This is a genomic window from Bacillus sp. JJ1503, assembly GCF_036965125.1.
Lineage (GTDB): Bacteria > Bacillota > Bacilli > Bacillales > Cytobacillaceae > Cytobacillus.
Genome location: NZ_JBALOZ010000143.1, coordinates 231 through 5,347 on the forward strand (window position 1 = coordinate 231; position 5,117 = coordinate 5,347).

At 36.1% G+C, this 5,117-nt stretch carries 7 protein-coding genes and 1 pseudogene; 7 read left to right on the plus strand and 1 reads right to left on the minus strand.

Annotated elements, in window-relative coordinates; translation table 11 throughout:
• The first annotated feature begins 72 nt into the window (after positions 1 to 72).
• The 5 genes and pseudogenes from V7149_RS12355 to V7149_RS12375 all read left to right on the plus strand — a co-directional run bounded on the left by V7149_RS12355 (position 73) and on the right by V7149_RS12375 (position 2,685).
• Positions 73 to 390, plus strand: a complete 318-nt coding sequence (locus V7149_RS12355) for a hypothetical protein (protein WP_335345931.1) — start codon at positions 73 to 75, stop codon at positions 388 to 390.
• A 143-nt stretch (positions 391 to 533) separates the two neighbouring features.
• The gene (locus tag V7149_RS12360; protein WP_335345932.1) at positions 534 to 881 is read left to right on the plus strand and encodes a hypothetical protein; all 348 of its coding nucleotides are present in this window, start codon (positions 534 to 536) and stop codon (positions 879 to 881) included.
• A gap of 99 nt (positions 882 to 980) precedes the next feature.
• Entirely contained in the window at positions 981 to 1,220 is a 240-nt protein-coding gene (locus V7149_RS12365; RefSeq protein WP_335345933.1) for a YolD-like family protein, read from the plus strand.
• A gap of 271 nt (positions 1,221 to 1,491) precedes the next feature.
• Positions 1,492 to 1,788 carry a hypothetical protein gene (locus V7149_RS12370; protein ID WP_335345934.1) on the plus strand — a complete coding sequence of 99 codons (297 nt, stop codon included), beginning with the start codon at positions 1,492 to 1,494 and terminating at the stop codon, positions 1,786 to 1,788.
• Between the two features lie 272 nt (positions 1,789 to 2,060).
• Positions 2,061 to 2,685 (plus strand): annotated as a pseudogene (locus V7149_RS12375) (cyanophycinase).
• A gap of 176 nt (positions 2,686 to 2,861) precedes the next feature.
• On the opposite strand, the gene V7149_RS12380 reads toward V7149_RS12375, so the two are convergent.
• Positions 2,862 to 3,701, minus strand: a complete 840-nt coding sequence (locus V7149_RS12380; protein WP_335345935.1) for a tyrosine-type recombinase/integrase — start codon at positions 3,699 to 3,701, stop codon at positions 2,862 to 2,864.
• A gap of 137 nt (positions 3,702 to 3,838) precedes the next feature.
• On the opposite strand from V7149_RS12380, the gene V7149_RS12385 reads away from it, so the two are divergent.
• Positions 3,839 to 4,360 carry a hypothetical protein gene (locus V7149_RS12385; RefSeq protein ID WP_335345936.1) on the plus strand — a complete coding sequence of 174 codons (522 nt, stop codon included), beginning with the start codon at positions 3,839 to 3,841 and terminating at the stop codon, positions 4,358 to 4,360.
• 60 nt (positions 4,361 to 4,420) lie between these two features.
• On the plus strand, positions 4,421 to 4,888 hold the full coding sequence (locus V7149_RS12390) for a UPF0158 family protein (protein WP_335345937.1): 468 nt from the start codon (positions 4,421 to 4,423) through the stop codon (positions 4,886 to 4,888).
• The last annotated feature ends 229 nt before the right edge of the window (positions 4,889 to 5,117 follow it).

Here is a 5,117-nt window from a genome sequence, read left to right on the forward strand (position 1 = left end):
AAAGATATAACTTCACCATCCGTAAATATCCTCTCTTCATTTTCCTTCGATGAGAATATATTTGAAGTCGAAATGTATTTTAAAAGAGCATTAGATGAATTGGCAATAAAGAAGCCAAGCTTTGAAATATGTGCATGTGCCTATATAGGTCTTTTAGCGAATAAAATAATAAAAGCTAATGACCATAAGGAAATTTTCAATTTAGCTTATATGATTTTTCAAGTGGTTGCTATTGAGATAGATTATTCAGATGACCTGTATGGTTGGTTTGAAATTAGTGAATTAATTGATAGGCTTGATTATGACGATAAATCTTTTGTGTTAAATGAAGAGGACGTAATACTAATGATAAAGAATGAGGCTGAAAACTTACTAAGATTAAATCATTAACATTCCTTATGGTGCTAAAGGATGCAAGAGTTCAAGAAGGATTGCTGCGGTAATCTTTTTTTTCTTATTTTACTAACGAAGCAGTATAGTTTAATAAGGATTGGGTATTATTAGGTAACTATTTTCTTGGGTGGTGATTTACAATGAAAAGTTCTCAGGAATTATATGCTTATGAAATAAGTGAAGACTTTAAATTTAGAATTACTCAAGTCGTAATAACACATAGTAAAGATTTGGCTAAGTATTGGACAAGAGATAATGTAGGTTATTCCAATGAGGAAATAGAAAAATTAAAAATACGGGAATTTCCGTTAGATGAAAGAGTTTTTGTTAGAGATTTTGGAGAAACATCTGCTAGAGAAATGATTGAAGAAGCAGTTCAAGATGACGATTTTAGTGGTTTTCCAATCGTTGTTTTTTGGAAAAAAGCTGAAAATGATTATTACGAAAATTGGCATTCACATTTCGAGATTGACGAACCGACCGATTAGTGTGATTTTAAATTACCATGTAAGAATGATATTTTCTTACATTTTCTGTGGTGAAACATGGCTTCATGGGTGGCTAAAGGGTGCATTTCTTAAATAGAGGTGGCTAAGCCAATCATTGACGAACATGAGGCGGAAGAATTCGACTTGCGGATTATTTACGCAATGGAATACGACCATTCGGTAAAGTTAACTGTTTGGGAAGACGGCTTTACTTTTGATATTACTGGCCGTGTTCATTATGTTGAACCTATTACGCATGAGCTGCGGATTGAGGTAAAGCTAGGAGAGTTTGAGCGAGTGACGTTCGATAGTATTATTGGGGTGAAGGTCGTGAATTAGGGGTCATAGCGTCAGACTTACGTTGGTTGGCGTTTTTTCTTATTAAACTAAAGGGGCAGGTTAGTTGAAGAAGCATTGTTTGTTTAATTCAGATGAGAAGGGGAGTAGATAATGAGGGTCCTTTACTAATGTTTTGTTCGTTGTTTTATCATCTGGCTTTGAAATAACGTTTGATTCTCTATAAGAAAGAACGATAATTTATATAAAAGTTTGATAAAATGTTATTAATAAATTGAGATTGTGAACTATAAATGATCGGGGTGGAGATTTATTGAATAACAATTCTTATAATATTGTCGTGCATGTTGTCAATTTAATCCTATTGGGAGCTATCGGTTTTCTCGCGTTTTTCTCTGTGGTAAATATTAGCCCAGCCCAAGACCCCATCTCTGACATATTTAAATTCGGTCTTATTGGTTTTCTGCTCGTCATGTGGGCAGTTAATTACTGGTTCCAATACAAGAAGCAAAAATGGATTCTACCAATAGCAGGAACCATCCTATACGTCGCCATCGCTTTGTTTGTCATGGGGGTTGTTATGCCATTCCTACGCGACATTGTTTATTAAATAAACCCGCAGCCATGCCGAATAACAATTAAACAATTTATCACGTTTGGTAAGCTGGCTAATAGAAGCTCTGTTCTTCTTGCATTAACGGGGGCTAGAGTTCAAGAAGAGGGATGGCTGCGGGCAATCCCTGTCTTCTTGTGCTAACGGGCAGGATAGTTGAAGAGTGTTGTTTAAATTGTGTTTAACAATCGGGCATATTGAGAGTGACAAGAAAACAGAATGGTGTCGTAAGGAATAAATGTTATTTACACTTTGCTGAGGGGGTACTTATGAAAACTCACTATTATTTAGGTTGGTTTAACAATTTTTTTCCAGAGAATCTGGGTAGGGTGTTACAGGAGGATATAACTGATAGAAAATCGCTTGCTATGATTAGCTCGAATCCATCTATTTATGAAGATGATGGTGCTACTGAACGCTCGTGGCTCGATCAGGCTTGCATTATGTTTGATGAGTATCATTTAATTAATTACCGCGTACAGAAGGGAGATGCCCAAACGATTATTCAAAATGCTTCCGTCATTTTCTTGTTGGGTGGCAATATTCTTAATCAAAATGGTTTTTTGATGGAATATGAATTATCGGATTCGATTAAAAAAAGCAGCGCCGTTGTGATGGGAACAAGCGCTGGAGCAATCAACATGTCCGCTAAATGGTTATGCTCGAAAAACTTTGGATATGAAGTTGAAATGAGCTCTGTTTACGACGGAATCGGTCTTGACAATTTTTCCGTCCNNGGTTCAAAGCGAACTATCTCCCCTATCGGAAGAAATAAATATTTATGCGTCGAACAAAGATTGCGCTGTACGTGTAAAAGGAGACAAAATCGACGTTTTTGGCAATGTTTATTTAATTTCCGACTCAAAGATTCAGAAATTGGATGAGACGCTCTAGTTGTAGTGAATCGCTATGGCTTAATTGAATTAATTTCTTTATGGACCGTCTCTATTTTAAATTTAGTGAAGGAGAACTGGCGCGAGTGTTGAATATGGGTCTATTTTTTCTACTTCAACTAACGGGTGCGAAAGTGAAAAGGCAGCGGAGTGTCCGTTGCCTTTTGCCATCCATTATTAAAAATATTTTCTGTAAAATTCTCTTCTAACGCTTCCACTTAGCTGAGCATAAATCCTAGTGGTCTCGCTTTTTTCGTGTCCCAGTAAACTTTGAATAACATCAATAGGAGCTCCGTTGTTCAATAGGTGTGTCGCATAGCTGTGGCGCAGTTGGTGTGGATGAATTTCTTTGTTGATCCCTGCTCGACTTGATATTCGTTTTATGATATATCTCATTTGTCCAATACTCATTCTATGTGGGTGCCGTTCAGTAACAAAAATAGCTGTGTCTTTATCCTGGCGAAGATCCAAGTATCGTTTGAGCCAGATTTCACACCGTATATTAAAGTAGACCTCCCTTTCCTTATCACCTTTCCCAAGCACAATGGCTGAACGATTGGACCAATTAATACAATTTTTATCAAGAGAAACAATTTCCCCTATTCTACAACCTGTTGAAAACATAAATTCAAATAATGCCTTTTCCATTGGCGTAATACATGCTTCCCTTAAGTGTTCTATTTCTCTCTCTGTTAAAAATTTAGGAATCCGTTTTCCTTGTTTAGGTTCTTTGATTTTTGCAGCAGGATTTTTCGGTATATGCCCTTCTTCGTGCGACCAACAAAATATCGATTTAATAAATCGAATTCGTTGAGCCAGACTTGAGGGCTTGAGGTGTTCACTGGATTTTGCTAAGTATTCTTTCAGCCGATCAAGAGTCAATGATTCAATATTCACATCGTCAAAGTATTGGATAAGTAGCTTAGTTTGGAGCTTATATGCTTTTAATGTGTGAGGGGAGAATCCTTCGATCTTTTTATCCGATTCATATAATTCCCAAGTTCTTGATAATAACAAAAATATCTCCTCCTTTTCGTATTGGAGGTGCCTTGATTGTAGAAATGGAAACGTAAGGTATTCAACTATCTAAGCAGGTTTGTTTAACAAGGGATATGGAGGTCGTGGTAAAATAATGGTAATGAAGGAGGGATAAGATGTCGTTTATTAAACCATTTCTTGCTCTTGCTGTATTTTTGACACTATTATTCGTATTCGGTTGCAGTAACAACGTAGAAGATAATCAAATTAACTTTGGTTTGATAGCAAGTGAAAAATCTTTGCCTACGGATTTTGATGAGGTGGCGTTTAAAAGGGACACAACACCTTATTTTCAGTATTTAGTAAAAAAAGTCGTTAATCAATCTGAATTTGAAGAAACATGGAACATATATGGATTTGAAAATAAGACACCAAATGTAGACTTTAACGAGAAGGATGTTAATTTCATTGGAGTTCAGGAGTCTGGAAGTTGCCCCTATAAGATTAAAAATATTGAACTAAACTCAGATAACAAAGCTATCACAGTGCCTTTATCGCAACCAGATGGTAATTGTACTTCTGATGCAACACCAAGAACATTTGTTATTGAGGTTAATAAAGAAGTTTCAAGAGACCTGAAGAGTGTGGTAATTGTTCAAAGTGGTGCAGAAACAACCATTCTAATTGATGGAAACTAATCTTAAAATTTTGACTAACGGGTGCATTAGTAAAAAAATATAGAGGGTGATCCGAAAATAATGAATATTCAAGTAAAGCTTCAAGCTATTATTGAAGAAATGGAGATACAGTTTGACGAGTCTCGGACATTTCTGAGTATTAAAACTGGCGAAATTATTGTAGTAACCTCAGATGACTTAAGAGCTGCTGAAGATGAAGAACCATTCGATCATTTACCAGATTGGGAACGAGAAGATAGAAAAGTTGCTAATGATGTAGTGGAAAACTTCGAGAATTACAAGGAACTCCCAACAAAATATGAACTAAATGAATATGAGATGTTGGAAGACTTTTGCCTAACTGTTAGTGATCAAAGAAAACAAGATATATTATTAAATGTGATTAAGGGTAAGGGTGCTTTTAGGAGGTTTAAGGACAAAATCATTGATTTTGAAATTGAGGACAAATGGTATTCTTATCGTGAGGAACGATTTAAACAAATTGCGATTGAATGGTGTCTAGACAATAATATAAACTTTAGTGAATAATTAATTTTTAAAAATACAACGAGAGCAACCACATAATCAGGTAATTACTCTTTGTTCAACTAAAGGGGCAGTTGTGCGGCCGAGCATAGGTCGTATCATATAACGGGTGGGATTCCCGTCGAGTAAGAACTAGCCATTCACTCGTAGCGAGTCTTGGAGGGCTAAAGGTAACTTTCGTCTTTAAGCGTAGACAGTTAGGTAATGGGCCGAAAGCCAAATGGTTGAAGGG

What these genes read in the sequence shown, in the direction of transcription:
- V7149_RS12355 (WP_335345931.1), top strand. Translation starts at nt 73, where the DNA reads ATGTATTTTAAAAGAGCATTAGATGAATTGGCAATAAAGAAGCCAAGC.
- V7149_RS12360 (WP_335345932.1), top strand. Translation starts at nt 534, where the DNA reads ATGAAAAGTTCTCAGGAATTATATGCTTATGAAATAAGTGAAGACTTT.
- V7149_RS12385 (WP_335345936.1), top strand. Translation starts at nt 3,839, where the DNA reads ATGTCGTTTATTAAACCATTTCTTGCTCTTGCTGTATTTTTGACACTA.
- V7149_RS12390 (WP_335345937.1), top strand. Translation starts at nt 4,421, where the DNA reads ATGAATATTCAAGTAAAGCTTCAAGCTATTATTGAAGAAATGGAGATA.